General features: G+C 36.4%; 26 protein-coding genes and 2 riboswitches. Of the genes, 23 read left to right on the top strand and 3 right to left on the bottom strand.

Annotation, left to right across the window (positions count from 1 at the left end; genetic code table 11):
* Positions 1 to 27: 27 nt before the first annotated feature.
* The gene (locus tag E2636_RS03585) at positions 28 to 798 is read left to right on the top strand and encodes an amino acid ABC transporter ATP-binding protein (protein ID WP_134209021.1); all 771 of its coding nucleotides are present in this window, start codon (positions 28 to 30) and stop codon (positions 796 to 798) included.
* 352 nt (positions 799 to 1,150) lie between these two features.
* On the top strand, positions 1,151 to 2,161 hold the full coding sequence (locus tag E2636_RS03590; RefSeq protein ID WP_134209022.1) for a sodium:calcium antiporter: 1,011 nt from the start codon (positions 1,151 to 1,153) through the stop codon (positions 2,159 to 2,161).
* A 136-nt stretch (positions 2,162 to 2,297) separates the two neighbouring features.
* Here E2636_RS03590 and E2636_RS03595 read toward each other — a convergent pair whose 3' ends face one another.
* A complete protein-coding gene (locus tag E2636_RS03595) occupies positions 2,298 to 2,540 on the bottom strand; it encodes a hypothetical protein (RefSeq protein WP_134209023.1) in 243 nt (80 codons plus the stop codon).
* 418 nt (positions 2,541 to 2,958) lie between these two features.
* Here E2636_RS03595 and ilvE point away from each other — a divergent pair, with 418 nt between their 5' ends.
* The gene (gene ilvE, locus E2636_RS03600) at positions 2,959 to 3,867 is read left to right on the top strand and encodes a branched-chain-amino-acid transaminase (RefSeq protein ID WP_134209024.1); all 909 of its coding nucleotides are present in this window, start codon (positions 2,959 to 2,961) and stop codon (positions 3,865 to 3,867) included.
* A 122-nt stretch (positions 3,868 to 3,989) separates the two neighbouring features.
* Complete coding sequence (locus tag E2636_RS03605; protein ID WP_134209025.1) at positions 3,990 to 4,916, top strand: dipeptidase; 927 nt, start codon at positions 3,990 to 3,992, stop codon at positions 4,914 to 4,916.
* On the opposite strand, the gene E2636_RS19270 is transcribed toward E2636_RS03605, so the two are convergent.
* Positions 4,909 to 5,130, bottom strand: a complete 222-nt coding sequence (locus tag E2636_RS19270; protein WP_243840766.1) for a hypothetical protein — start codon at positions 5,128 to 5,130, stop codon at positions 4,909 to 4,911. The genes E2636_RS03605 and E2636_RS19270 overlap by 8 nt on opposite strands.
* A gap of 284 nt (positions 5,131 to 5,414) precedes the next feature.
* On the opposite strand from E2636_RS19270, the gene E2636_RS03615 reads away from it, so the two are divergent.
* The 16 genes from E2636_RS03615 (at position 5,415) to E2636_RS03690 (ending at position 21,343) form a co-directional block, all read left to right on the top strand.
* Positions 5,415 to 7,055, top strand: coding sequence for a peptide ABC transporter substrate-binding protein (locus E2636_RS03615; protein WP_134209027.1), 1,641 nt, complete (start codon positions 5,415 to 5,417; stop codon positions 7,053 to 7,055).
* A 98-nt stretch (positions 7,056 to 7,153) separates the two neighbouring features.
* Complete coding sequence (locus E2636_RS03620; RefSeq protein ID WP_134209028.1) at positions 7,154 to 8,083, top strand: ABC transporter permease; 930 nt, start codon at positions 7,154 to 7,156, stop codon at positions 8,081 to 8,083.
* On the top strand, positions 8,080 to 9,138 hold the full coding sequence (gene opp3C / locus E2636_RS03625) for an oligopeptide ABC transporter permease (protein WP_134209029.1): 1,059 nt from the start codon (positions 8,080 to 8,082) through the stop codon (positions 9,136 to 9,138). The genes E2636_RS03620 and opp3C overlap by 4 nt, the downstream gene beginning before the upstream one ends.
* Before the next feature lie 13 nt (positions 9,139 to 9,151).
* Positions 9,152 to 10,177: an ABC transporter ATP-binding protein gene (locus E2636_RS03630; RefSeq protein ID WP_134209030.1), complete on the top strand. Its 1,026-nt coding sequence runs from the start codon at positions 9,152 to 9,154 to the stop codon at positions 10,175 to 10,177.
* A 279-nt stretch (positions 10,178 to 10,456) separates the two neighbouring features.
* Positions 10,457 to 11,032: a biotin transporter BioY gene (locus E2636_RS03635; protein WP_134209031.1), complete on the top strand. Its 576-nt coding sequence runs from the start codon at positions 10,457 to 10,459 to the stop codon at positions 11,030 to 11,032.
* A 642-nt stretch (positions 11,033 to 11,674) separates the two neighbouring features.
* Positions 11,675 to 13,159 carry an AMP-binding protein gene (locus E2636_RS03640; RefSeq protein WP_134209032.1) on the top strand — a complete coding sequence of 495 codons (1,485 nt, stop codon included), beginning with the start codon at positions 11,675 to 11,677 and terminating at the stop codon, positions 13,157 to 13,159.
* Positions 13,156 to 14,265, top strand: coding sequence for an acetyl-CoA C-acyltransferase (locus E2636_RS03645; RefSeq protein WP_134211741.1), 1,110 nt, complete (start codon positions 13,156 to 13,158; stop codon positions 14,263 to 14,265). Before E2636_RS03640 ends, E2636_RS03645 begins: the two co-directional genes overlap by 4 nt.
* The gene (locus E2636_RS03650; RefSeq protein ID WP_134209033.1) at positions 14,266 to 14,688 is read left to right on the top strand and encodes an FAS1-like dehydratase domain-containing protein; all 423 of its coding nucleotides are present in this window, start codon (positions 14,266 to 14,268) and stop codon (positions 14,686 to 14,688) included.
* Complete coding sequence (locus tag E2636_RS03655; RefSeq protein ID WP_134209034.1) at positions 14,685 to 15,101, top strand: MaoC family dehydratase; 417 nt, start codon at positions 14,685 to 14,687, stop codon at positions 15,099 to 15,101. Before E2636_RS03650 ends, E2636_RS03655 begins: the two co-directional genes overlap by 4 nt.
* A gap of 86 nt (positions 15,102 to 15,187) precedes the next feature.
* Positions 15,188 to 15,326: riboswitch (TPP riboswitch) on the top strand.
* A gap of 191 nt (positions 15,327 to 15,517) precedes the next feature.
* On the top strand, positions 15,518 to 16,198 hold the full coding sequence (tenA, locus tag E2636_RS03660) for a thiaminase II (protein ID WP_134209035.1): 681 nt from the start codon (positions 15,518 to 15,520) through the stop codon (positions 16,196 to 16,198).
* 30 nt (positions 16,199 to 16,228) lie between these two features.
* A riboswitch (TPP riboswitch) is annotated at positions 16,229 to 16,330 on the top strand.
* Between the two features lie 113 nt (positions 16,331 to 16,443).
* Complete coding sequence (gene tenI, locus E2636_RS03665) at positions 16,444 to 17,049, top strand: thiazole tautomerase TenI (RefSeq protein WP_134209036.1); 606 nt, start codon at positions 16,444 to 16,446, stop codon at positions 17,047 to 17,049.
* A gap of 45 nt (positions 17,050 to 17,094) precedes the next feature.
* Complete coding sequence (gene thiO, locus E2636_RS03670; RefSeq protein ID WP_134209037.1) at positions 17,095 to 18,219, top strand: glycine oxidase ThiO; 1,125 nt, start codon at positions 17,095 to 17,097, stop codon at positions 18,217 to 18,219.
* 16 nt (positions 18,220 to 18,235) lie between these two features.
* Positions 18,236 to 18,439 carry a sulfur carrier protein ThiS gene (gene thiS / locus E2636_RS03675; RefSeq protein WP_134209038.1) on the top strand — a complete coding sequence of 68 codons (204 nt, stop codon included), beginning with the start codon at positions 18,236 to 18,238 and terminating at the stop codon, positions 18,437 to 18,439.
* Between the two features lie 2 nt (positions 18,440 to 18,441).
* Positions 18,442 to 19,209, top strand: coding sequence for a thiazole synthase (locus tag E2636_RS03680; protein ID WP_134209039.1), 768 nt, complete (start codon positions 18,442 to 18,444; stop codon positions 19,207 to 19,209).
* Positions 19,206 to 20,225 (top strand): thiazole biosynthesis adenylyltransferase ThiF, encoded by a 1,020-nt coding sequence (locus tag E2636_RS03685; RefSeq protein ID WP_134209040.1) that lies wholly within the window; start codon positions 19,206 to 19,208, stop codon positions 20,223 to 20,225. The genes E2636_RS03680 and E2636_RS03685 overlap by 4 nt, the downstream gene beginning before the upstream one ends.
* Positions 20,226 to 20,620: 395 nt before the next feature.
* Complete coding sequence (locus E2636_RS03690; protein WP_279587111.1) at positions 20,621 to 21,343, top strand: gamma-glutamyl-gamma-aminobutyrate hydrolase family protein; 723 nt, start codon at positions 20,621 to 20,623, stop codon at positions 21,341 to 21,343.
* A 133-nt stretch (positions 21,344 to 21,476) separates the two neighbouring features.
* On the opposite strand, the gene E2636_RS03695 is transcribed toward E2636_RS03690, so the two are convergent.
* The gene (locus tag E2636_RS03695; protein WP_134209042.1) at positions 21,477 to 22,175 is read right to left on the bottom strand and encodes an AIM24 family protein; all 699 of its coding nucleotides are present in this window, start codon (positions 22,173 to 22,175) and stop codon (positions 21,477 to 21,479) included.
* Positions 22,176 to 22,795: 620 nt separating this feature from the next.
* Here E2636_RS03695 and E2636_RS03700 point away from each other — a divergent pair.
* The 3 genes from E2636_RS03700 to E2636_RS03710 are packed head-to-tail and all read left to right on the top strand — an operon-like array spanning position 22,796 to position 25,481.
* Positions 22,796 to 23,929, top strand: a complete 1,134-nt coding sequence (locus E2636_RS03700; RefSeq protein WP_134209043.1) for a betaine/proline/choline family ABC transporter ATP-binding protein — start codon at positions 22,796 to 22,798, stop codon at positions 23,927 to 23,929.
* Positions 23,922 to 24,575 (top strand): ABC transporter permease, encoded by a 654-nt coding sequence (locus tag E2636_RS03705; protein ID WP_134209044.1) that lies wholly within the window; start codon positions 23,922 to 23,924, stop codon positions 24,573 to 24,575. The genes E2636_RS03700 and E2636_RS03705 overlap by 8 nt, the downstream gene beginning before the upstream one ends.
* A gap of 15 nt (positions 24,576 to 24,590) precedes the next feature.
* Positions 24,591 to 25,481 carry a glycine betaine ABC transporter substrate-binding protein gene (locus tag E2636_RS03710; RefSeq protein ID WP_134209045.1) on the top strand — a complete coding sequence of 297 codons (891 nt, stop codon included), beginning with the start codon at positions 24,591 to 24,593 and terminating at the stop codon, positions 25,479 to 25,481.
* Position 25,482 lies beyond the last annotated feature (1 nt).

Here is a 25,482-nt window from a genome sequence, read left to right on the forward strand (position 1 = left end):
GCATTTAAATCCAAAGGAGGATCATGTATGTTTGAAGACTTTAACGTAGAGATACCTCTCGATCAAAGAGAAGATATAGTAGTATGTAGTAACTTAAATAAATGGTTCGGTAGTCTCCATGTTTTAAAAGACGTATCGTTAAATGTAAAACAAGGAGAAGTCGTGGTGATATTAGGTCCTTCCGGTTCAGGAAAATCTACATTTATCAGGACCGTGAATGGTTTAGAAGAAATTCAGAAAGGGGAAATAACCGTTGACGGTATTCCTCTATCCAATGATGTTGCTGATATCGAAGCCATTCGTATGGAAACAGGGATGGTCTTTCAATCATTTAACTTGTTCCCACATATGACCATTTTAAAAAATATAACTCTAGCACCTATTTGGGTCCGTAAGTGGTCCAGAGCCAAAGCGGAAAAAATAGCCTTGGAGTTACTAGAACGGGTCGGTATTCCTGAACAAGCCCATAAATACCCGGGGCAACTTTCAGGGGGACAACAGCAAAGGGTTGCGATTGCAAGAGCATTAGCTATGCAACCTAAAATCCTGTTATTTGATGAACCAACTTCTGCTTTAGATCCTGAAATGATTAAAGAAGTTTTGGATGTTATAAAAACGTTAGCTGGATCCGGAATCACCATGATGGTTGTTACACACGAGATGAACTTTGCTCGTGAAGTAGCTGACCGTATTGTTCTGTTTGATTTTGGAGAGATTATAGAGGTTGGACCTCCTAGTGAAATATTTGATAATCCAAAACATGACAGAACCAAACTTTTTTTATCTCAGATATTATAGAATTTGTAACTGATTCTTCATATAAAATAAGTCATCGTATGAAAGAATATATAGATTTAATTAAGAATCCAGCAATTAGCAAGGTGCTGGATTCTTCATATGCTTTACATAGTGCTTCTAGTGGGCTTCAAAAAATGAAATTTATACCAACAATTCTTTTAATAGGGATTGTTATTTTTTATATCTTTTAAGCTAATCGCTGAAACAGTCATTTACCTCTGAATTGAAAGTGGAAAATAACAACCTTTTAAAAAATGTGCGATTATTTTGTAATGAAAAGACCTCTATTTTAATAGAATTATAAAATTCGGTATTTTTGTAGGAGAAACCTTTAAAAAAAAGGGGGAAGGTAATGGTCTATTTAGTATTTGGGTTGGCGGCAATCGTTACGATTTTAGCGGCGATTGAGCTGTCCAACAATGCAGATGTATTAGGTGGAAAAACTTCTCTTGGTGGATTACTTGTCGGTACAGTGCTACTAGGAGGTGCGACTTCACTCCCCGAAGTAACGACAAGTATTTCTTCTGTCTTAATTGAAAATCCAGATATTGCAATAGGGAATATGTTAGGTTCAAACATGTTTAACCTCTTCATTATTGCATGTTTTGATGTTTATTATAGAAAGAACCGATTGCTTCAACAAGCAAATAAAGGCCACTTATATACTGCAGGATTAGGGCTAATTTTAACTACAATGACCCTTATTGCGTTAGTTCGTAAATTAGATTATGTGGTACTCGGTGTGGGGATTGATTCACTGTTGATAGCTATTGTTTACGGGACAGGCATGTATGTAATAAGCAGAATATCAGAAGGATTACCTGATAATCAATTAATGACTCATGAATTTGATGAAAAAGTGATAGGTAATTCAAAGGTGAAAAAACCAACAACAACCATACGAAAAGCTATAATAACTTTTCTTCTTGCTGCGGTAGCAATTATGATAGCAGGGACTTTGTTGTCCATATCCGGGGATATAATTGCAGAGAAAACAGGACTTGGATCAACTTTTATTGGTAGTTTTCTTATGGCAGCGACTACATCATTGCCTGAAGCGGTGGCTGTATTTGTTGCGTTAAGATTGAGGAATATAAATATTGCAATCGGTTCAATTCTTGGAAGTAACATTTTTAATATGTTAATTCTTATGGGAACGGATATCGTTTATAGACAAGGTCCTATTCTTTCAAATGTAGCGCATTCACATGAAATTACTGCTATGACAGTAACAGTTTTATCTGTATTGGTTATGATTTCGTTAATGCGTAAAAGGGTTACCACTACTTTTTCTTACATGATGCCTTCATTATTAATCATGCTTGGTTATTTGATTACTTCCTATCTGATTTTTAAAGGTTAAAAATTATACATAAAAAGTAATTCCATGCTAAAAGCAATTAAAATAATAAAAGCCTATAGGTGAACCTTACCGGTTGACCTATAGACAGTTTTAAAAATTGCTAATTAATTATTAAATTTTTAGAATTAGAAACAAATTAGTATCCTTGTTGTTTTGTTGAATTTTCAGTTTTAGGGTTATTAGGCATTCCTTGCATTGGCTTTGCCATATTCTGCATTCCTTGCGCCATCCCTTGCATTGGTTGTGCCATCTGTTGTAAATTCTGGGCATTTAATTTAGTCGGCATGTTTTTCATCATTTGCTGAAAAGTTCCGTTTTGTATTCCTCTGACTACTCCAAAAATAGTAGCTCCAATTGCGCCCCAAGTAATAAATCTCATTTTACAATCAGTCCTCCTTTCATGTATTAAACATCTTTAGTATTCGGTCTACCTGATGAATTATACTGAACATTATTTTCCTTAATCATTTAAAAAATTCCACTAAATTGCATATGTAATACTGTTGCTAAAATAAAATTTAATAATCCAGGTATATGTAAGCGTTTTATAAAAATTTACAATCTTTTTATTAGATTATATTTAACCTATTAAAACAACAATGAAAGCGCTATCTTAAATAATTATTATATAAAATCTCTAATCTTTTAAGAAATAAGTAGTTGATTCTGAATATAAATGTTGTATGATTAACTTCAACAACTAAATTTCGGATTATTCAGAATTTAATTCGTGTTCAAAAAAACGCTTAATACTCTTACTGAAGTTTGAGAGTTGTTAAAGAGAGGAGTGGTTATGTATGAGCAATCAATGGATTTTCTTAGGTGGTCAGTTTGTAAAGAAAGAAGATGCAGTCGTTTCAGTCTACGATCATGGATTTCTGTATGGAGATGGGGTATTCGAAGGCATTCGCGTTTATAGTGGAAATGTTTTTAGGATGGCCGAACACGTTCAACGTTTATATGAATCTGCACAATCCATCATGTTAAATATTCCATACACGAAGGAGGAAATGGTGCAAATTATTGTGGACACCATTAAAAAAAATCAACTCGATAGTGCCTATATTCGTGTTGTTGTCTCTCGAGGTATGGGGAATCTAGGCCTCGATCCAGCCTCTTGCTCACAACCACGAGTTATTGTTATAGCTGAAAAGCTCGCTCTTTTCCCTCAGGAACTATATCAACGGGGACTGCGAATTGGCTCTGTAGCATCACGAAGAAGTAGCCCAGATGTATTAAGCCCGCAAGTTAAATCGCTTAATTATCTTAATAATATACTTGTTAAGCTAGAAGCCAATCAGGCTGGAGTAGATGAAGCACTTATGTTAAATGCTCAAGGCTATGTAACAGAAGGATCAGCAGATAATATATTCATTGTTAAAAATGGCGTAATAATTACACCGCCGGTTTATCTTGGTGCCTTAGATGGAATTACACGAAATGCCATTATCGATCTTGCCAACAAAAACGGCTATGAACTAAAAGAAACACCATTTACAAGACATGACGTATATGTGGCGGATGAAGTTTTCTTAACTGGAACAGCTGTAGAGGTAATTGCTGTCATTGAAGTGGATGGTAGAAAAATTCAGGATGGTAAACCAGGTCCAGTCACAAATTATCTGTTATCAGAATTTAGAAAACTAGTAACAACGGATGGCGTTCAATGCTATCCAACAGCTACAACACATGCTGTTGTAAGTTAATTGTATAAGTAAAATAAAAGTATAGTAAATAAATCCAGCAGGCTAAGCTAGTTGCCTGGGTTTTTTTGTGTAAAAAAATAGGTAACAAAATTTTAATAACAAGAAAAAAGGGGATAGGGAAATTGAATATAATTGATTTGCATTGCGATGTTTTATTAAAGCTCAATAACTCACGAGGAAAAATGAAATTTAAAGACGCAAATGAACTCGATACGAATATGGAACGACTGAAAAAAGGGGAAGTAAAAGTTCAAGCTTTTGCAATTTTTGTGTGTCCTGATATTAAAACAGAACAAAAATTTCAAGTAGCACTTGATCAAATCCATTATTTTTACACAGATGTTCTCGAAAATAACCCGGATATGAAATTAATAAAAGAGTGGTCAGATATTGAACGATTAAAAGAGAACGAGATAGGGGCATTGCTAACGCTTGAAGGAGTAGATGTAATTGGCAATGACTTGCATAAACTCTCCATATTATATCAATTAGGTGTACGTTCTGTTGGCCTGACATGGAATAATACAAATTTGGCAGCTGATGGGGCAGGAGAAAAGCGTGGCGCTGGTCTAACATCGTTCGGTGAAGAAATCGTTGAGTTTAACAATGACCACAAAATACTTACAGATGTATCGCATTTATGTGAACAAGCTTTTTGGGATGTTATTGATAAAGCAAAATTTCCAGTTGCCAGTCATTCAAACTCTAGGTTTATCATGAATCATGTTAGAAACTTAACTGACGAGCAAGCAAAAGCTATGTTTGAAAAAGATGCAATGGTCCATGTGGTGTATTGCCCTGAGTTTATCAAGGAAAGGAAGAATGTAGAAATTGGTGATTTAATTGAACATATCGATCATTTCTGCTCCTTAGGTGGGGAAAATAATATTGGTCTCGGTTCTGATTTTGACGGAATTTCAGCAAAAATAGTCAATTTGGAAAATGCCTCAATGCAACAAAATCTATTAAATGAACTTTTAAAACATTACTCGGAAGATCAAGTGAAAGGTTTTGCATTTAAAAACTTTGTACGCCATCTTCCTAAATAAAAGAAAAGATTGAAACGGTCAAACTGATAACACAAAATAGAATGCCTATTTCAAAGAAGTTTTTACGTGATGGGAAATTCTTACGATAAATGACTGTGTGATTCGGTCTCTTTTCACTTTCACGTATAACTTGTTCTTTTTTGCTCATACGATATAAAAAATGTTTGGAACTTTTAATGAATGCTGTAAAAAAATCGCCTTCAATTAAAATCATGATTGAACAAATGATTAGTAGTAATAGTCCAACTAAAAAAAGTGAATCTATCCATATACTGATGCTCCAAGATTTATAAAGTATGAAGGGCACCATCAATGAAACTATTATTGACGTAAAAAGTAATTTGTTTCTAGATATCATAAATTGACATTCCTTTCATCTTATCTTCTATTGAAAGATTATCACATTATTATATTGTTTGAAAATTAAAATATCTTATTGCCAAATAGTAAAATAGCATTTATGATGTAGAAAATAAGAAATTTAAAGGGGATAAAAATATGAGAAGAAAGTTAAAAAATTCAGCATTCATCCTTTGTATGGTATTCGCACTAATATTATCTGGATGTAACTTTAGTTCTTCAGAAAAAACGGATGAAAAGACTGAAGGCAATAAAGATGCTAGCCAAGTCCTAAATATTACAGAGCCTGCTGATGTTCCTACTCTCGATTCTACAAAAGCGCACGATGGTATAGCATTTACAGTATTAAACAACGTAAATGAAGGATTATATCGCCAAGATGAAAATAACTTACCGATTAAAGCTTTAGCTACTGAACATGTAGAAAGCGATGATAAAATCACCCACACATTTACATTACGTGACTCAAACTGGAGTAACGGAGATCCTGTGACAGCACAAGATTTTGAATTCGCGTGGAAACGAGTAATGAAGGAAAATAGCGCGTATGGCTTCATGTTCGTAACGGCAGGTATTAAAAATGCCGAATCAATTTTGAATGAAGAAAAAGATTCAGATGAACTTGGTATTAAAGCAATTGACGAAAAAACACTTGAAGTAACGCTAGAAGGACCAAACCCACTATTCCAAACGTTATTGACATTCCCGACTTTCTTACCACAAAACCAAAAATTTGTTGAAGAACAAGGTGATCAATATGCCCTTGAATATGACAATATACTATTTAACGGACCATATAAACTTGTTGAATGGACGCATGAGCAAGGTTGGAAATATGAAAAGAACGAAAAGTACTGGGATGCAGATGCAGTAAAGTTGGATAAAATCAACGTTTTTGTTGTAAAAGACCCATCAACTGGAACGAATTTGTATGAGACAGAAAAAGTAGATCGTGTCGAGTTAAGTTCTGCCTTAGTCGATCAATATAAAGATGATGAAAACTTTCAAACTATGAAAGAATCAGGTCTAGTCTTCTTGCGTTTCAATCATAATCATCCTGTATTAGGAAACAAAGACATTCGTAGAGCGATTAATATGGCAATAGATAAAAAAAGTTTAACGGATGTTATTTTAAAAGATGGGTCTACACCTTTAAATGGAGTTGTTCCAGGTGGTTTCTATAACTCACCTGACAATAAAGATTTCCGTGAGATAAACGGAGACTTTAATACAGGAACAATTGAAGAAGCCCAAAAACTATGGGAGCAAGGCTTAAAAGAAACTGGTCAAAAAGATTTAACGGTATCCATTAACATCGCAGATTCAGATGATCATAAAAAAGTAGCTGAATACATTCAAGCGCAGCTAGAAGATAATCTACCTGGATTCAAATTGGATATTAAGGCAGTTCCTTTTGCCCAACGTCTTGTTATTGAAAAAGCAATTGAATTTGATTTATCTCTATCTTCATGGGGACCAGACTACAGTGACCCGATGACATATCTGGATATGTGGTTGAAAGATGGATCTGCTAACCGTATGGATTATTACAATCCGAAGTTGGATGCATTAGTCACAGAAGCTAGAAATGAAACTGATCTTGCAAAACGCTATGTAATGCTCTTAAATCTTGAAAAAATCTTATTGGAAGAGGATGCAGCAATTGCACCACTTTACCAAGAGGGTGAATCCATCTTAATTAGAAAGAAAATTAAAGATGTTCTAGTACACCCAACTGGTGCTGAGTTTAGTTTCAAGTGGGCATCCATCGAAGAATAATTTAGAGGTTATACAGCTATAAGTACGAGGGTGTAGCCGAATTGTGGCACCCTCGTACTTTTTTTATTAAACTTTTTTCTTTCAGAAGGGGTGTTCGTATGAAGCAATACCTTATCCAGCGAATTGGCTATATGTTACTTACTCTTTTTGTAGTCGTTACGATAACTTTTTTTCTAATGCAACTTCTCCCAGGGACACCTTTTACAAATCCTGAAAAGTTAACAGAACAACAAATGCTCATATTAAATGCAAAATATGGACTTGATCAACCCGTCGGAATTCAATACATACGGTACCTTGGGAATTTGGTACAAGGTGATTTAGGTTACTCATTTCAAAATGCAGGTAGAACTGTCTCAAGTATAATTAGCGACCGTATAGGTCCTTCTGCTTTTATCGGACTACAAGCACTTATCTTTGGTGCAATAATCGGCTTAGTGCTCGGAATCGTATCTGCATTAAAACATAATTCGATTTTTGACTATGGTTCTGTAACGTTAGCTGTTTTAGGTATGTCAATCCCATCTTTCGTTTTTGCCGCACTGCTTCAATATTATGTCGGTGTAAAGCTTGAATGGTTACCTGTAGCTCTATGGGAAGGATATTCCAGTACCATATTACCATCATTTGCATTATCAGTTACGGTTATTGCAACTGTTGCTAGGTTTATTAGAAGTGAGATGTTGGAAGTACTCGGTCAAGATTATGTAGTAACTGCGAGAGCAAAAGGGGTAACTGAAAAGCAAGTAATCGTAAAACATGTTATTCGAAATGCACTCATTCCAGTTGTGACTATGTTAGGACCACTTGCCGTGGCAATAATGACAGGGACGTTAGTTATTGAAAAAATATTTGCTGTACCGGGTCTCGGTGAACAGTTTACGTTGTCTATTCTGGTTCTAGACTATAGCGTAATTATGGGAATTTCGATATTTTATAGTGCATTATTTATATTTGTCGTTTTTTTAGTCGATATTATTTATGGATTTTTAGATCCCCGAATTAATTATAAGGGGGAATCAGCATGAAAAATTCAGATAAAGAAGTCCGTATAGAAAATGATAATCAAATAAAAGAAGAATATAATTCAGTTGAAATCACTGCGGATTTGTTTGTAAAGGCACCACTAGATCAAAAAAAGAGTGAGGAAATTGGATCACCATCTGTTTCTTTCTGGAAAGAGGCTTTTCAGAGACTAACAAAAAATAAAGGATCAATGATTTCACTAGTTTTACTTCTGATATTAATAGCCACAGCTATTATCGGACCTAGTCTGAACGACTATACTTACCGAAGTCAAAATATTGAACATTCCAACTTGCCACCTAAAGTACAAGGTTTAGAGTGGTTAGGTTTAAACGGAAGCGATTCAAAGGGTATCGACCAATATGAAAAGCGAGAAATTCAAGTGAATTACTGGTTCGGAACAGATGAATTCGGTCGCGATTTATGGACTCGAGTTTGGAAAGGGACACAGATTTCTCTTTTCATCGCTTTAGTTGCAGCAGTGCTCGATTTAATCATCGGTGTAATTTACGGAGGGATTTCATCATTTTATGGTGGGCGTGTAGATAACATTATGCAACGAATTATAGAAGTACTTATGGGTATACCTAATTTAATTGTTATCATCCTCTTTATCCTTATATTAGAACCCGGTATAAGGTCAATTATTTTAGCGATGATTATTACAGGTTGGGTTGGAATGGCACGAGTTGTTCGAGGACAAATTTTGCAATTGAAAGGTCAAGAGTTTGTGTTAGCTTCGAAGACGCTCGGAGCATCTAACTCACGACTTATATGGAAACACTTATTGCCAAATGTTATGGGTCCAATAATCGTTACAGTTATGTTCACAATTCCGACGGCAATTTTCTTTGAAGCATTCTTAAGTTTTATCGGTTTAGGTTTACAGGCACCACTGGCATCTCTAGGTGTGTTAATTGAAGATGGTTATAAGTCGATGCGTTTCTTTTCATATAAGTTAATTTACCCAGCGGTGATTATTAGTACAATTATGATTTGTTTTAATTTACTTGGGGATGGATTACGAGATGCATTAGATCCGAAAATGAGAAAATAGGGGAGGGTCCAAAATGGAGAGAAATATACTGAAAGTTGTTAACATGCATGTGTCATTCAAGACCCAAACCGGAAGAATTACAGCTGTAAGAGGAGTTAGTTTTGAATTGAACAAAGGTGAAACACTCGCAATAGTTGGTGAATCTGGGTCGGGAAAATCAGTCACAGCGAAATCGATTATGCGTCTGTTACCGAAACATAATTCGGAAATTACAAAAGGCGATATTTTATATGAAGATAGAAGTTTATTAAAACTTTCGATAAAAAAAATGCAGGAAATACGTGGGTCTGAAATTTCAATGGTTTTCCAAGACCCCATGACATCTTTAAATCCGACGATGAAAGTTGGAAAACAAATTATGGAAGGTTTACAAAAACATCAAAACTTATCTAAAACGGTTGCTCACAAACGTGCACTGGAAATGATGAAGTTAGTGGGTATTCCAAGTGCTGAAGCAAGGTTAGAAGATTACCCACACCAGTTTTCAGGAGGAATGCGACAACGTGTAGTCATTGCCATGGCACTTGCTTGTAATCCAAAAGTTTTAATTGCAGATGAACCTACAACTGCACTTGATGTAACGATTCAAGCACAGATTTTGGATTTAATGAAAGACTTGCAACAAAAAATGGATACAGCCATTATATTAATAACTCACGATTTAGGAGTAGTAGCGAATATGGCGGACCGTGTAGCTGTTATGTACGCTGGGAAAATTGTAGAGCAAGGAACGCTTGATGAAATTTTCTATAACCCGCAACATCCTTATACATTAGGACTATTACAGTCGATGCCAAAGTTAAATGAAGATCGGTCCAAACCTTTATTGCCTATCTTAGGCTCACCTCCTGATTTAGCGACTCTTGGTGAAGGTTGTGCTTTTGCCGCAAGATGTCCGCATACGATGAAGGTGTGCCATAGCTTCACACCACAAGATACGGTAGTAGAAGATAAACATACGGTAGCATGTTGGTTACAAGATGTTAGGACACCTAAGGAGTATCTTCCTGAAACAGTAGTAGCAGTTAATTCTCAATAAAGAACATGTGAATTTCTCTTATGGTTAAAGCTTGTCACTCGTGACAAGCTTTTTTAACCTTTAAATTTAGTAAAAGTAAAAAGAATTCTTTAATTTGTATAATCTTACCTCGATTACAAGATTTAGAAAGATTTGAAACGCTATCATTGTGACGAATATTAAAAATTCTTTAAAATAAGTATTTTTAGTCAACTAAAAAATAATATAAGTTGACGTAAATAGGGAATCGCATTAGTATATAAATGTACAGGAATCATTTTATAAAGAGGGGTAAGTTTAATGAAATTAAGAGATATGATGCTAGCCTCAATGTTTGCAGCAGTAATAGCTATTCTAGGCTTTCTACCTGCATTGCAAATTCCTTTTTCACCAGTACCAATCACGGCTCAAACGCTCGGTGTCATGCTCACAGGCGCGGTATTAGGAGCAAAGCGTGGTGCACTAAGTCTGGCTATTTTTCTATTACTTATTGTTATTGGTGCACCAGTATTGCCGGGGGGAAGAACAGGAATTACCGTATTTATGGGACCATCAGGTGGTTTCTTGCTAAGCTGGCCAATCGCCGCTTTTGCAATTGGATGGTTTGTTGATCATACTAAAGGGAAAATAAGTTTTTGGAAACTTATGCTATACACATTTATCGGTGGTATTGTGATTGTGTATTTAATTGGTGGTGCCTATATGGCATTTGTTACTCAAATACCATTAGCAAAAGCATACATCTCGTGTTTAATATTCATCCCAGGGGATGTTATAAAATGTATATTAGCTTCTCTTTTTGCTTCTCAATTACACAAGAATTCTGTGATGATGCGCATGGCATCAACTCAACGGAAAATAAGAACAAGCAGCTAATCAATACTTAAATCTAAAAAACAGGCTACTGTAGCCTCTTTTTTTAAAAAATAAGAAAGCATATAAATTTAGTGAGCCTTGAATCCAGTATTCCCGGTATACCAAATTGCCTTTGGTCCTATTCTTTGTGACGAAGCTAGCGCAGCGATGCAGAGGATTGTAGAACAGTGGTTTGCATGATGAACACTGAAATTCTGGTATTTTGAGCAAGTATTTCTCTTTTTAGAAATAGGGTAGAAGAAGTATTCCTTCTAGCTGTGTATCGCTCAATATTTCAAATAATTGTGACTAAAAATAGAATTTGTTGCAAAGATGGATAAATTCAAACTAGTTGATTGAATCGCAGGTGGCGACTTCTGCGGGAAAAGCTTGAGCTGAAGGCCCCGCAGGAAAGATGCTGCCCAAAAGCCAGTGTCTTTGCAGTGACGAGGAGACTGAAGCCAAGCACGTGAAAAGCGTCCACTGTAGCGGAAATAAACGGGTTTCTATGGTTACCCTTCTTAAAGGACCGGGCGTACTTTGCCCGGTTTTTCGTATAGTATAAAAATGTAATACTTACGTTTCATTTCATATGGAAGAGTTTACTTATAATAAGAGAAAAATGAATTCTGAAAAATAAACAACTAGATGGAGCTGTAGAATATGTTAATCACGGATACCCTTGGAAAATGGGCTTCATTGAAACCGAGCTCAATAGCTATTCTAACAAAAACAGAACAGTTTACATTTGAAGAACTCAATCAAAAAGTTAATCTAGTATCTTCGTATTTTCAGTCACAAGACAATAGTAAATTGATGAAGAAGGTCGTGCTTTTATTACCAAATACTGTTGCTTTTTTACATATGTTTTTAGGTGCGACAAAGGCTGGCTGGGTAGCAGTACCCTTTGACATAAAATGGACGAGAAAAGAAATAAAAGACCGACTTGATCAATGTTCTCCAAATTTCATATTGACAAACCATGAATATTATCAAAAAGTGTTTGGCCTTTCCTCCACTATTATCTTACTATCAGAATTAGACCAAATACTAGATGAAAGCGAATATCACTCTTCTGATATTCAAATTAATGAAGAAGCACCATTTTATATGGGGTTTACTTCAGGATCAACAGGTGCTGCTAAATGCTTCATTAGAAGCCATAAATCTTGGGTGAAGAGCTTTGATTGTAGTGCGACTGAATTTGGTATCACTCATGAAGATCGTGTATTAGTTCCTGGTCCTCTCGCACATTCATTATTTTTATACGCAGCCATTAGCACGTTGTTCCTAGGTGGTTCCATCACCCTTATGGAGAAATTTTCAGTAAGTGAAACGTTTGAACATTTATCAAAGTCGAGTATTACAACACTGTATGTAGTTCCAACGATGTTTGTCCCATTAGTAAAAGAAGCTTGGACGGGCAGTGATAGACAAAAATTAATAAGATTAATTTCTTCTGGGGCAAAATGGGAAGAAGGATTGAAGCAAAAGGTCCGAAATCAGTTTCAAGAAGCACAGCAATATGAGTTTTACGGAGCATCTGAATTGAGTTTTGTTTCGTATCTTGAGAACGATGGGAATGAACAGAAGACAGGATCAGTAGGGAAACCGTTTCATAATGTTGAGATTTCGATTCGTAAAGATGGAAGTGAAGTGGATGTTGGGGAAGTTGGTCTGTTATATGTGAAGAGTGACATGATTTTTATGGAATATTATCAAAATCAGTCTGAAACAAACCGGGTTTTTGACAATGGATGGGCAACTGTAGGGGATTTAGCTAAACAAGATGAGGATGGATTCCTAACAATCATTGGTCGAGAAAATAACATGATTATTACGGGAGGGCTGAATGTTTATCCTGAAGAAATTGAAAGTGTTCTTTATCAAATGGAAGAAATTGAAGAGGTAATGATTCTTGGAATGCCAGACGATTATTGGGGAGAAAAAATTGTTGCAATTATAAAAACAAAAAGTAATCAAATTCTAAAAAAACAAGTCATGACATCTTATTGCAGAAAGCAATTAGCAAATTATAAAGTACCTCGAACTTATCACTTTGTGAATTCATTTCCTTATACGTCAAATGGCAAAATAGCACGTGCAGAGTTGAAGGAATGTCTTATTCGAAAGGAACAATTGAAATGAATATACCTGTAGTTGTCAATTCGAAAAGAACGATTATTGGGAAAAAGGGAGGAGTTTTAAAAGATATTCCACCTGAGCAAATGGTTTCAAAATTGATTAAAGCTCTCTTACTAAATACTGGTATTAAACCTGAAGATGTTTCCGATGTTATTCTCGGAAATGTTGTAGGACCTGGTGGGAATTTGGCGAGACTCTCTGCCTTGACAGCTGGGCTTCCACTAGTGGTTCCAGGATTAACCGTTGACCGTCAGTGCGGTTCAGGTCTTGAAGCGATTAATCTTGCTTGTCGACTTATTCAAGCAGGAGCAGGAGAGATTTACTTGGCAGGTGGGGTAGAGAGCACAAGTTTGTCGACTTTTCCAAAGCGAGCTCGTTTTTCGCCGGATTCAATCGGAGACCCTGACATGGGAATCGGTGCTGAAAATGTAGCAGAAAAATATGGAGTAACTAGAGATGAACAAGATACCTTCGCAGCGTTAAGTTATGAGAGAGCGTATGACTCTTTACATAAAAACCGATTTGTTAGTGAACAGATTTCAATCGTTCCTTTTGACCGAGATGAAGCATTAAAACCAGGTATGAATTATCAAAAACTCATTCAACGAGCACGACCTATTTTCATAGAAACAGGTACTGTAACAGCCGCAAATTCGTGTGGGCTCAATGATGGCGCTGCGTTATCGCTCATTCTTTCTGAAAAAAAAGCAAAAGAACTTGGACTTTCGATACATCTGAAATTTAAAGATGCAGTTACAGTAGGTGTCGATCCGAATACGCCTGGTATTGGACCAGTTCTAGCAGTGAAAAGACTCCTTTTACAATCTCAATTAACTATGGACGAGATTGATATTGTCGAATTAAATGAAGCTTTCTCAGCCCAAGTTGTGGCTTCTGCCAAAGCACTTCAAATACCTTATGAAAGACTTAATAAAGGTGGGGGAGCGATTGCCTATGGTCATCCATATGGAGCTTCTGGAGCAATTCTTGTTACTCGACTTTATTCTGAAATGAAGTCTATTCAATGTCGTTATGGTATTGCGACAATCGGAATAGGCGGCGGACTTGGAATAGCAACCTTATTTGAAAAATATAAGGAGGAAGAATGAATGGATTACTATTCCTATGAAGGATTTACAACTTCTTCCTTTAAAGTAGCAGTCACCAGAGAAATGATTGCTGATTATGCACGTTCAATCGAAGAAACCGAATCGCTATTTTTCAATTACAAAGAAGCTATTAATAAAGGGTACGCTGATATTCCAGCACCACCCTGCATGCTTATGATTTTTTGGCAAAATATTAAAGTACCTTGGATGAATGGAGGTGACTCTTTTATTCATAAATATCAATCAATTAACTATAATGAACCAGTGATGGCGGGCCAAACTTATATGTGTATGATCACGTTAAAGTCGGTTAAATCTAAACGCTCATTCCTTGTTTTGGATAATGAACTAGTTGGTCAAAATGAAAAAGGTAAAGTCATCTTCACTTCAAACTCTACACTAATTGGGGAGATGAAAAAGTGAATACGTTATTTGATATAGAAGTTGGTCATTCACTCGAGACGATCTCAATTAAAAACGTTCCTTCGATTTGGATTACAAGATATGCAGAAGTTTCAAAAGATTTCAATCCAATTCATATAGACCAAGAGGCTGCACAACAAAAGGGATTTGATCAGCCCATCGTTCATGGAATGCTCACTATGGGTTTCACAGGTCGAATACTGTCGTCTTATATGAATGCCCACTTACTGATAGAACAAATGAATGTCATGTTTCTTGCACCTCTGCAGGTTGGAGAAGGAGTGGAATTAACAGGCGTTGTCAAAGAGAAATCTGTTGCTGAAGTTAAGGTAGAAGTAACAGGTATGAGCAGTAGTGGACATAGAGTGATTCGAGGTGAGATAGTAGTTAAGAATAGAAAAATAAACTCATAGAATATTAATTCAATCGTTTCATGACATATTAGAATGGAAAAGAAACCAAAACATGTTATGATGGTTACGAACAATTGAATAGTAATATCTTCCACTAGGGGGACCTTTCTATAAGTAAATAGAAATTATTTACTTACTTATATAGGTTGAGATTAAAGTAATACTTTAAGACCCTTAGAACCTGATCTGGTTTACACCAGCGTAGGAAAGTGGAGTTGCGGAGCAATACGTTTCTACCTATTTTTCCAATACAACCACTTTCTTATGATTATTAAGAAAGTGGTTTTTTATATGCAAAAATATGAAAGTATATATTTTTAAGAGTATTTTCTTAATTCGAGCTAGTGTTGAGCTTTGCGCTTTTCTTATAAATCAGGGATTACTATTCGAGTAAAATTATTGAGGAGGAAGTATTCATGACATTTTCTAAGCTTTTAAGAGAGGAATCCGATTACATTTGGAAAGCAAGCTTTCATCATCCGTTTGTAATCGGAATTGGGGATGGTACATTGTCTTTAGAAAGTTTCAGGTATTACGTCATGCAGGATTCTTATTATTTGTCCCATTTTGCAAGGGTTCAAGCTTTAGGTGCTGCAAGGGCAAAGGATCTTGACACTACAAGTAGATTAGCATCTCATGCACAGGGAACATATGAAGCAGAATTGTCTTTACATCGAAACTTTTCACGTCGTCTTGGAATTACTGAAGCAGAACAAGCAAACTTCAAGCCGTCACCTACTGCTTATGCATATACATCCCATATGTATCGTGTGGCATATCAAGGACATTTAGGTGATATTATCGCAGCAATATTACCTTGCTACTGGCTTTACTATGAAATTGGGGAGAAACTGCAGACGTGTTCCCCTGAAGAACCAATTTACCAAGATTGGATTGCAGCATATGGTGGAGAAGGTTTTAGAACATTAGTCGAGGAACAAATTAATAGACTAGACAAGATTGCTGAAAAGCTAACAGAGGATGACCGTGAGCAAATGAAAGAACATTTTATCATTAGTAGTCATTACGAATATTCATTTTGGGAAATGGCTTACAATTTAGAGGGATGGCCGGTCCGAAAAGGAGCATTGAATTAATATTTTGTAACAGTCTCATATAATTGAATATAAACACACTAGGGGAGTCTTTAAAGACTGAGATGGAGAAAATCCAGACCCTTTGAACCTGATCTAATTAGAACTGGCGTAGGGAAGTGGAAATGTAATTATAGTCTATACATATAATAACAAACCACTCCAACGCCGGGGTGGTTTTTTGATTTCTGGAATTATAGATTTTAAGGGTATCATCTTTGCTTTCAAAAATGAGGAGGATAGTTGGAATGAAAAATGCAGAATTACATGTCATATCCACTGGGAAACAGGAACCTCAGAAATTAGCGGAAATTGTAGGTCAGATCCATCCATATATCGATGCCATTCATATTCGTGAAAAGGCTAAAACGGCCAATGAGATTTACGAAATGGTGAATTTATTAACAGACCATAATGTTCCACTTTCTAAAATAATTATCAATGATCGAGTAGATGTTGCCATTGTGTCGAAAGTAGCAGGAGTCCAACTAGCCTATCATTCTTTACCTGTAGATATTGTTAAAAAACAGTTTACAAGCTTGAGAGTTGGATGTTCTGTGCATTCAATTGACGAGGGGCAAACTGCACAAGAACTAGGAGCAGATTATGTTATTTTCGGACATGTTTTTCCCACCCAATCGAAGCCAGGATTAGTATCTAAGGGTTTAAATCAATTAGAACTGTTAGCTCATCATGTTTCAATTCCAGTAGTAGCGATAGGTGGTATAAAATCTACAAATATTAGAGGAGTCATCGATGCAGGTGCACAGGGAATTGCTGTGATGTCTGGGGTCTTGGAAGCAGAAAATCCATTATCAGCAGTAAAAGAATATTATCAAAATCTATCTACTTAACTAATGAATTCTATTAAAAATTTTTATGGAAGAAGGGAATTTTTGATGAGCTATGTATATGATGCAATCGTAGTAGGAGGCGGAGTGATCGGGGGAGCCATTGCTTATAACCTTGCAAAACGAGGGGGTAAGGTCCTTTTGCTGGAAAAAGAACGACTTGCTAGTAAAGCCTCTGGAGCTGCTGCTGGGATGCTGGGTGCTCAAGCTGAAATGGATGGAGAAGGATCACTTTTTCAATTAGCTAGAAAAAGTAGAGCGATGTTTACCCAACTAGCTGGCGAAATAAAGGAGACGAGTGGAATAGATATTGAACTTATAAATAAAGGCATGTTAAAGGTTGCCTTAAATGAACAGCAACAGCACGAATATAAGCGAGTCATTGCTATCCAACGACAAAGTGGAGAGCAAGCCGATTGGATGACAGGGGAAGAGGTAAGAAGAAAAGAGCCAGTATTGTCTGATGCGATTACAGGAGCAATGCATCTTGAAAAAGATGGGCAAGTAGAAGCGACTCAGTTAACTTTAGGGTTTTTAAAGTCTGCAGTAGCACGTGGTGTAGTAATAAAGGAATTCGTAGAAGTATATTACTTTCAGCTGTCAAAAGGGAAAGTCTCGGGTGTTGTAACGAATGAAGGAAATTTTTATAGTGAAAATGTCATTGTGGCAGGTGGTGCTTGGAGTAAGAAGTTACTTTCAAAAACAGGCTTACAGCTAGATACCTATCCTGTGAAGGGGGAATGTTTTTCTGTTGTTTCACATAGTCAAATACTAACGACTACAGTATTTTCGCATGGTTGCTACCTTGTCCCTAAGAAGTGGGGAAGAATCATTGTCGGTGCAACTGTAAAGCCAAGAACATTTTGCAAAAAAGTTACGGTAGAGGGAATATCCATACTGATGGAACAAGCAAAAAAACTGATGCCGTCCATTGTTGAAGCAGAATGGGAGCGGGCGTGGGCTGGCATTCGACCGCAAACCGCTGATGGGCTTCCGTACTTAGGAGAACACCCTATATACAAAGGTTTATTTATTGCAACAGGGCATTTTAGAAATGGAATATTACTTTCTCCTATAACTGGTGAGGTTATCGCCGACTTGGTTGAAGGTAAACCAACATCACTAAATTTGGAACCTTTTCGGGTAGATCGTTTGGTCAGGCAATTAACATAAAAAAGGAGTGAAGCAAATGGAATTAGTGATTAACGGGAACAAAATAGAAGTCCCAAATACGGTGGAAACAGTAGCTAACCTTTTGCAGCACTTCGAATTACAACAAAAGGTAGTTATCGTTGAATGGAATGAAATGATATTGGAAAAAACATCACACCAAGAAACCGAACTTAGTGATGGGGATAAAGTTGAGTTAGTTCATTTTGTAGGAGGCGGATGACGATGTTAAAGATTGGATCATATGAATTCACGTCAAGGTTATTATTGGGGACTGGAAAATATCCTGATTTTGATATTCAAAAAGAAGCAGTAGCTGTTTCAGGAGCAGAGATATTAACGTTCTCTGTTCGTAGGATGAATATATTTGAACCAAGTCTACCTAATTTTTTAGAAAAATTAGACCTAAAAAAGTATATTTTACTGCCAAATACGGCAGGTGCAAAGACAGCAATAGAAGCGGTTCGAATTGCTAAATTAGCTAAAGCTTCTGGTCTTTGTGACATGATTAAAGTTGAAGTAATTGGATGCCAAAAAACGTTATTGCCTGATCCTATAGAAACATTAAAGGCTTCAGAAGAACTGTTAAAAGAGGGATTTACCGTTTTACCCTATACATCAGACGACGTTCTATTAGCTAAACGATTAGAAGAATTAGGCTGTCACGCCATTATGCCAGGTGCATCACCCATTGGTTCTGGTCAAGGGATCATTAATCCATTAAACCTTAGCTTTATTATCGAACAGGCAAAAGTGCCTATAATAATTGATGCTGGAATTGGGACGCCTTCTGACGCAGCCGTCGCGATGGAGTTAGGTGCTGACGGTGTATTACTTAATACTGCTGTTTCAGGAGCAAATGATCCAGTGAAAATGGCATTGGCTATGAAGCTAGCGATTGAAGCGGGACGATTAGGATTTGAAGCAGGTCGTATTCCGAAAAAGCGATATGCAACAGCTAGTAGCCCTTCGGAAGGGATGAGCTTTAGTTGAATGAACGTTATTCACGACAAGAACTATTCGCTCCAATAGGGTCACAAGGTCAATCAAAATTAAGAAAAAAACATGTATTAGTAATTGGTGCAGGAGCACTTGGGACGGGGAGCGCCGAAGTGCTTGTTCGTGCAGGGATAGGGAAGTTGACTATTGTGGATAGGGACTACGTGGAATGGAGTAATCTCCAACGTCAACAGCTTTATACCGAAAGGGATGCGGATCAGCGAATTCCAAAAGCTATCGCAGCGAAAGAACACTTAATGCTTATAAATTCGGAGGTAGAGATTGAGTGTCATGTGATGGATGTGTCTGTAGAGGAAATGGTACAGCTTGTTAAAGACGTGGATCTAATCATGGATGCAACTGATAATTTTGATATCCGGATGATTATAAATGATATTTCCCAGAAGTTTCAGATTCCCTGGATATATGGTGCGTGTGTTGGAAGTTATGGAATTACCTTTACTGTACTTCCAGGAGAAACTCCTTGTTTAAATTGTTTGCTAGAAACTGTGCCAATGGGTGGGGTGACTTGTGATACCGTCGGAATTATTAGTCCTGCTGTTCAAATGGTCGTTTCTTATCAAACTACAGAAGCCTTAAAACTTTTGATTGGAGATTATTATGCATTAAGAAAAAAACTTGTTTCATTTGATCTGTGGAAAAATCAATATGCAGATATTAACGTAGACAAGATTAAGAAAGAAAGTTGTTTATCTTGCGGTTCAAATCCTACATATCCGTATTTAGCTTTTTCAAACCAAACAAAAACCGCCGTATTATGTGGAAGAGATACCGTTCAAATAAGACCTCCTGAAACAATGGATAGAAATTTAGAAAGTTTGGCTAAGGTTCTTTCAGAACAAGGAGGGAAGATTTCACAAAATCCATACTTACTTTCTTTTTCAATTGGTGATCATCGCCTAGTTATTTTTAAAGATGGACGGGTATTAATCCACGGAACAAAAGACATTGCTGAAGCTAGAACTTTATATCATCGCTACTTGGGTTGATATTTGCTAATGGAATAATAGAATAAATAACAAGTGCGAAAGCATTAACAATTGCAGGGGCTGATAGTGGACGCTGTGCTGAAATTTAAACAGATATAAAGTTTCCGGTTAAATCAATAGTAGACGTAGTAATTAATAATGGTGCAGATTGGTGTAGCAATCATAACATCGATCATCCAGCAGTTTCTCCTAAAATAGCAGTACATGAATTACTGAGTTAATGACTTAGTTTCTTTCAAATTTATTAACATTTCTGTAATGTAATCATTATTTCACTAGAGTCTGCATATGAAGAAATATGGTCCCAATAAAGCAGTTGATGAATTTACCATTTTATCACCTGATGTTTGCATGAATTGAACTCTTATTCCGGGACTAAATTTGTTTGAAATAGGGTGGGGGAAGCGAAACCAATTATTGGAGTTACCTCTTATATGGAACTTGATGGAGACCATTATATGATATCTATTGATTCTGCGAATGTTATATTGCAGGCGGGAGGCATACCTTTGATGCTGCCTAATTTAGAGGATATCCGTGATGTTGAGGAAATTGCCGCATCAATCGATGGTCTTTTTCTTACAGGTGGTTATGATATTGATCCAACTCTTTTTGGTGAAGAGCCACAACCGTATTTAGGAGTCATTGTTCCAACTCGTGATGCTTTTGAATTAATGCTCATTCGGAGATTTTTATCACTCGACAAACCTATATTAGGTGTCTGTCGGGGGTGCCAGATACTTAATATTGCTGTAGGTGGCGATATGTATCAAGATATCGGGTCTCAAATAAAGCATGATATTCTTCAACATAAGCAGATTGCACCCAAATCACATGGTTCACATTTTGTCGATGTGGCTAGGGGGACGCTGTTACAATTAGTAACAGGTTCCAATCGCTTTAAGGTCAACAGTCGCCATCACCAAGCCAATCGAAACGTTCCATCACCTTTTCGCGTGAGCGGTTATGCGAGTGATGGGGTCATTGAGGCGATTGAAAGTGAGGAGCATTCGTTTGTACTAGGTGTTCAGTGGCATCCTGAAAATATGGCCATTACTAATGATGAACCTTCCTTGAAGATTTTCGAAAAATTTGTTTTAGCATGTAAAAAACTCTAGTAATTTACCCACTATTGCATAAAAAAATGAGCACCCTCAAGTATGGTCATAATATACTGAGGGTGTTTTTTATTTTGTAATGGAAATAACATTTTTTACTCCAATGGAAGCATTACTAAACGAACCTACAGACTTAAGAAGAACCATTTCCAGATGAATATACTTCTTCAAACGGCTGAACGATGACAAATCCTTCCCCTTTGAATTCCATTTGAATTGATTCCCCACTTCCACGACCTAATAAAGTTCTAAAGCTCACATCTGTTTTGAATTCTGGGGTAATATGACCGGACCAAGCGACAGTTGCGTTAGGGTCAGTGATAACTGATTCCCCAGGACGGACAATTAGGGTCAAAGGCTCATAATGGCAGGTAATTGCTACTCTTCCTTTACCTGTTAAATTCACATTAAATAATCCTCCGGACATCATTCCCGCCACTTTTTTCATGAGTTTAATATCCCATTTGATACCGGGTTCAAAAGCGAGTAGGTCATTCCCATTCACTGTAATTGACTCATTGTTTAACTCGAAAATCGTGATTTTTTTACCTTGATCAGCTAAATACAGTCTTCCGTTTCCTTGTGCCTTCATAAGAGAAGCACCTTCCCCGGTTAACGCTTTTTTAAACATTTGACTAACGCCATGTTCCAGTACTTTTTCCCGTTCAAATTTAATCTGTCCAGTGTACGAAATCATCGATCCCGTTTTGGCCCAGACGAGCCCCGATAAGTTTACTTCCAAGATTCGTTCAGTTTCTAATTCAAAATAATCATTGTCGTTGTCATTTTGTTTAGTTTGTCTAACAAATTCCTCAATCGAATATTTACCCATCTCATCAAGTCCCCATTTCTTATGAATTGACTATACATACGAAATGATGGCAATTAAAGTTTCATAGTTTTCTAAGTTTTGAAAAATTGAGTTAACAGAGTTGATTCGCTCAAACACATACCGTTCAAGAATGGAAAAAGAGATATTGGTTAATGTAAACCTTGTTGAAGTCAGAGACAAAAAAATATAGGAATGAACATTAAGGCATAATGTTCAAAATAATCTTTATAATAACGCCGGTTGGAGAAGATTTCGTTGATCTAGACTCGGGGAGAGCGGTTGTCTCATTATATAATCAATGGTATGGTTAATCAGTGGAATGAATTGGATAATATGATTTTTTTTAAAAAAATTAACAATAATTCTTGAATTTACAATATTTATTGCTGATTCAAATTATTAAAAAGTCATAAGTTATCTGTAGTTATTTTTTTGATGAAATCAAGCTAGTTACATTAACTATATGCTTCATAGCATAGAGACGTCTTACTTATCCAATGGGTGTGTGTAAAACTACCACCATAATGGATTTGATGAGAAGTCCCTTTTTATGTTTAAAATGTAAGCGTAAAAAATAGGCGAAATATACAATACACTACTATTTTAAAGGGGAGGTACATATGCTCAGATTTGATAATGTAAGTAAAGTTTATAATGAGGGATTTAAAGCGGTTGATTCAGTTAGTTTTGAAATTCCAGAAGGAGAGTTTCTTGTTCTCATTGGTCCTAGTGGTTCTGGAAAATCGACGACGATGAAAATGATAAACCAAATGATTCCTCATACTAGTGGAACAATATGGATAGATGGAAAAGATATTACAAAGTTAAATGCTGCAGAATTACGTCGAAATATAGGCTATGTTATTCAACAAATTGGTCTCTTCCCACATTATACGATTGAAAAGAACATTGCCATCGTTCCTGAACTTAAAGGGTGGGACAAGGAAAAAATTAAAGCGCGGGTAAGTGAACTATTGACATTGGTTGGTCTTGAACCGGAAATATACAGTAGCCGTTTTCCTAAAGAACTATCTGGTGGACAACAGCAACGGGTTGGTGTTGCAAGAGCCCTTGCATCAAATCCTTCAGTAATATTAATGGATGAACCGTTTGGAGCACTTGATCCAATTACTCGTGAACAGTTACAAGGAGAGTTAATTTCTTTACAACAAAAATTAAAGAAAACCATTGTATTTGTAACTCATGACATGGATGAGGCATTAAAATTAGGTGATAGAATTGCAATTATGAAAGATGGCAAATTACTTCAATTAGACACACCAGAGAAATTATTACATGAGCCAAGTCATGGCTTTGTAGAGGATTTCATCGGTAAGCATCGAATTATTCAGAACCCCGAACTAATGTCAGTGGTTAGTGTCATGACTGACAAAGTAGTTACTTCGTATGCTCATCGTTCACCAGAGAAAGCTCTTATAATGATGCGTCAAAAAAAAATAACCAGTTTAATAATAGTAGATGATAATAATGCAATCATTGGAATTTTATCTGCATATGAATTGATAAAAAATTTAGAGAATATTCAGTTCATTGAAGAAATCATGGAGCCTCCTGAAAGTGTTCTCTATGATTCGGCTACAGCGAAAGACGCGATTGTTATGATTTCTAATGTCCGGCTTGGTATTATCCCAGTTATAAATGAAGAAAAAAAAGTAATGGGATTAGTAACACGTGGAACATTACTAGCTGCTTTGTCTAGTCAATGGACAGAATTGGAGGAAATGAATGAATAATTTAAATATATGGGAACAATTCATACAACAAGCTCAAATGCGTTGGCAAGATGTTTTACAAGCAACATCTGTACATATCCAGTTAGTATTTTTCTCAATGCTAATCGCGGTTGTTCTTGGAATTGCGTTAGGTATAATAATTACGCGTGTTCCATCACTAGTAACAGTGGTATTAGGTGGAGCGGGTATTATGCAAACAATTCCAAGTCTTGCACTTCTGGGTTTTATGATTCCTATCTTTGGGATTGGTATAAAAACAGCGATTGCTGCTTTGTTTTTATATTCTTTACTTCCAATTATTCGAAACACATATACGGGAATTAAAGAAGTCAATAAAGCCACAGTTGAAGCAGCAAAAGGGATGGGTATGACTAGCTTACAAATATTAATGAAAGTCGAACTTCCTCTTTCAATTCCAATGATTATGGCAGGTATCCGAACAGCAGCTGTAATCAACGTTGGAACTGCAACGCTTGCCGCATTCATTGGTGCAGGTGGATTGGGAGATTTCATATTCTTAGGCATTACACGAGGGATTGACGGTTTAATACTACTAGGTGCCATTCCTGCGGCCTTATTAGCTATCATTCTGGAAATCATCTTTAGCTCCCTCGAACGATGGTCTACATCAGAAGGGGTAAAATGAGGGAGGTAAATAGGGATGACTAAAGTTAAATTCCTGAAACTTGTGAGTCTATTAGTAATTATGACAATACTTTCTGGATGTATATTTAAAAGTGAAGATTCGATGATAGTTGGTTCAAGAAATAATACGGAGAGTATTATTTTATCTAACGTCATGGGACAATTAATAGAAGATAAAATGGGGATAGATGTTATATATAAAGAAAATCTGGGTGGTTCAAATGTTGTTTGGAACGCTATGTTAAACGGTCATATCGATGTAATCCCTGATTACACAGGAACAATTGTAATTAATTATTACCAGGAGACTGCTGGAGATGCTGATGAGACATTAGATAAAACGAAAGAGCTGGTAACTGCAGATGGTATTACCGCATTTGATTCGTTCGGATTTAACAATACGTATACATTAGCTTTAGATGAAGACGAGGCAGAAAGACTAAACTTAAAAACGTTCAGTGACTTTGCAGAAATATCCGAAGACTATGTCCTAGGTGCAGTGTTCGAATTTATTGATCGTCCGGATGGTTTACCTGGTTTCGAGAAAGAATATGATCTTAAGTTTAAAGACGTGAAAGGGATGGATCACGGTATGATGTACCGTTCCATTAATGCGAAAGAAGTTAACATTATTAATTCCTACACTACAGATGGACAATTGCAAATGTATAATCTACGCGTTTTAGAAGACGATAAAGGATATTTCCCTCCATACCATGCGCTTCCACTTGTTCGAACAGAAACGCTGAATGAGTATCCTGAATTAGAAGAAGTACTTCTTTTATTATCAGATAAAATTGATGAAACCACTATGCAAACCATGAACGCCAAAGTAGATAATGATGGCATGATGGTTGAATTGGTCGCTAAGGAATTCTTACAAGAATCGGGATTAATTAATAATTAAT

This window comes from Paenisporosarcina antarctica, assembly GCF_004367585.1.
Taxonomy (GTDB): Bacteria; Bacillota; Bacilli; order Bacillales_A; family Planococcaceae; genus Paenisporosarcina; species Paenisporosarcina antarctica.